At 32.4% G+C, this 2,460-nt stretch carries 3 protein-coding genes and 1 pseudogene; 2 read left to right on the top strand and 2 right to left on the bottom strand.

Annotated features, from left to right (window positions below; all coding sequences use genetic code 11):
* Together DMP16_RS11080 and DMP16_RS09080 are read left to right on the top strand one after the other, a co-directional pair.
* Positions 1-202, top strand: a pseudogene (locus tag DMP16_RS11080) (ABC transporter permease); the annotation flags it as partial.
* 5 nt (positions 203-207) lie between these two features.
* Complete coding sequence (locus DMP16_RS09080) at positions 208-960, top strand: ATP-binding cassette domain-containing protein (protein ID WP_185957852.1); 753 nt, start codon at positions 208-210, stop codon at positions 958-960.
* On the opposite strand, the gene DMP16_RS09075 is transcribed toward DMP16_RS09080, so the two are convergent.
* Complete coding sequence (locus tag DMP16_RS09075; protein WP_069281353.1) at positions 938-2,017, bottom strand: hypothetical protein; 1,080 nt, start codon at positions 2,015-2,017, stop codon at positions 938-940. The two genes, DMP16_RS09080 and DMP16_RS09075, sit on opposite strands and share 23 nt — an antisense overlap.
* On the bottom strand, positions 1,995-2,460 hold a 466-nt coding region (locus tag DMP16_RS09070), incomplete at its 5' end, for an SAM-dependent methyltransferase (protein ID WP_143577131.1). The genes DMP16_RS09070 and DMP16_RS09075, both read right to left, overlap by 23 nt.

Genomic DNA, 2,460 nt, shown 5'->3' with positions numbered 1-2,460 from the left:
TGTTCCTAGTTGGGGATATTTAATAAGAGTTGCAATCGATACTCCTAGAGTAATATACACGAATGCATGGATCTGGTGGATTTTACCACCTTTAGCTTTCCTCATTCTTTTAGACATGTCATTTTTATTGATAATCTTAGACCTTGAGAGAAATTATAATATATCTACACTATCAGCTAAGCTATTGAGAGCCTTTTGGTGATATACTTGCCGATTATTTTAGATAATTTAAATGTATATTATGATAGCCTTCACGTAATTAAAGGAGTGAGTTTTAACTTAGATGATTCAATAGCCATATTGGGTCCATCAGGCAGTGGGAAGACTACAATAGGTAAGGCTATATTAAAGATATTACCTCCAATTTCTAGAGTCAGTGGAAAGATATTCATTGATGACGTAAACGTAATAGAATCGGATATAAAACATCTGAGATGGAAAGTGATCTCCTATATTCCTCAAGGTGGATCATATACATATCTAAACCCCGTAAGGAAAATAACTGATCATATAAAATTGATATGTAGAGCTAATAATATTAGCGTAAATGTGGACGAATTAAAATATTTAATGGATAATTTAGGTCTTAGTCAAGACCTCTTAAATAGGTATCCTTATCAGCTTTCTGGAGGAGAAATACAGAGAATATTGATTTTAATAGCGTTATTACCTAAACCTAAATATATTATTGCAGATGAGCCTACGTCTTCACTTGACGTAATATCTCAATTAAGAGTATTAAGAGTTTTAAATGAATATAAGAAAAAATTTAACTCACGAATACTTCTCATAACGCACGATTTATTGGTAGCGTACAAGATGAGCAAAGAGGTAATTATAATAAGCCAAGGTAAGATAGTAGAGAGTGGTAATATCAATGAAATAATTGAAAATCCCAAGAATAAATTAACTAAAAAGATAGTAGAGGGTTCAATGATTAAGAGAAGAGATCAGTTATGAATTTCTCAAATTTTGAATTACTTGAGAGAAAAGCGCTGATCAATTCGTCATCCTTCATTCCCGTATTATATAACTGATCTATAAACAGCCTTAAAATGGTAGCAGGTAATAGCTTAAGCTTGGTAGACAGTTTTCTAGTCATAGATAATGCTGGAAGAGTTAAGTAACCATATTTTGTCTCATTACCACAGATAACACACCTCCTTACCTTATGTCTAAGAGGTATGGTGGTAAGTAAATTGATATGACCTTTAGAGCATTTCAAACCTAAGCCTATCGCATTTTTCTTCTTAACTTCTCTATCAATTTCGATTAGTTTACCCTTAATATCCAATACTTCCCTCAGTTGATTTATATCCATACAATAATACTCCAGATATGATTTACCTATCACTAGTAAGTCACACATCTCATGAGCGTTAATAGTATCGAAGAAATTCTTCAAGTAGATGGCACAGTAATCATCAGAGAGGGAACAATACGGAATGTTACACTCCACTTCTTTTACGTTATTATTTATTATTGTATTTATTAGAATTTTACCTATCTTCTCTTCACCTTTTTTAAATGTAAAAATATAATAATTTATACTTGATGGTAATAAATTCAGAAGTTCATCGGGCATTCTTAATCTCAAAACCTCGTCATTATATATATCCTTGTTTACTAAATCAGCATAGGAAATGATACAAGGACATTTATTACTGAATTTATAAACGCTATTTCCTAAACCACTAACTCCCACTAAAACATACTTAACCTTACTATTTATCTTGTCACCTAACTTAACTAGAGGTAATTTAGCTAACTCAGTTTTATCCCACCATCTGATTTGTACAGCACCCTTGACATTACTTAAATTTAATTCGTTAGAGATTATCATTTGATTATTTTCTAGTTTTATTGGGACAACATAATCTATAATTTTAACATTATAACCGAGGCTATTCAGCTCCTCACCTAAGCTTATTGCGCTAGTAGTCTTATATTTACCTAAAAACAAAATTGAAAGATCATCATCAACTATAAGACCACTAGCGTTTATTAGAAAGTCCACTATCCGTCACCTTCACTTTAAATATATCTATCCCATATCTTTCCTTTGCTAAATTATATAAATTAATTAACCATTGGGGAATTGTCACATTTTCTGGACATCTATTTGGGGTGAAGGGCTTAATGTCAAGAATTGGTGTACCATCATATAGATCGCAATCGTCAACGTGCAATAGATTTCTTTCCCTTTTCACTAACTTCATAATACTAACTGCAATTGGATTAGGTCTTCTAGGAGACGCTGTACAAAATATACCAACTTCAGGCAGTTCATCAATACTTAGCCCTATCCTAGTAAAGCCCTTTGGCTTAATTATCAAACTACCTTGAGGTGTAGATAAGTGCAGATGAGCTATAACAATTATATGGGAGAATCCATCAATTCCTTTAAGCCCTTCCTCATACTCTGGTATTATTTCTAGGATTGCCTCGTATCCTCTATTC

The organism is Sulfolobus sp. B1, from assembly GCF_007050195.1.
Taxonomy (GTDB): Archaea; Thermoproteota; Thermoprotei_A; order Sulfolobales; family Sulfolobaceae; genus Saccharolobus.
Note: the sequence above shows the minus strand (reverse complement) of the source record. Positions and strands in the feature narration are given on the sequence as shown.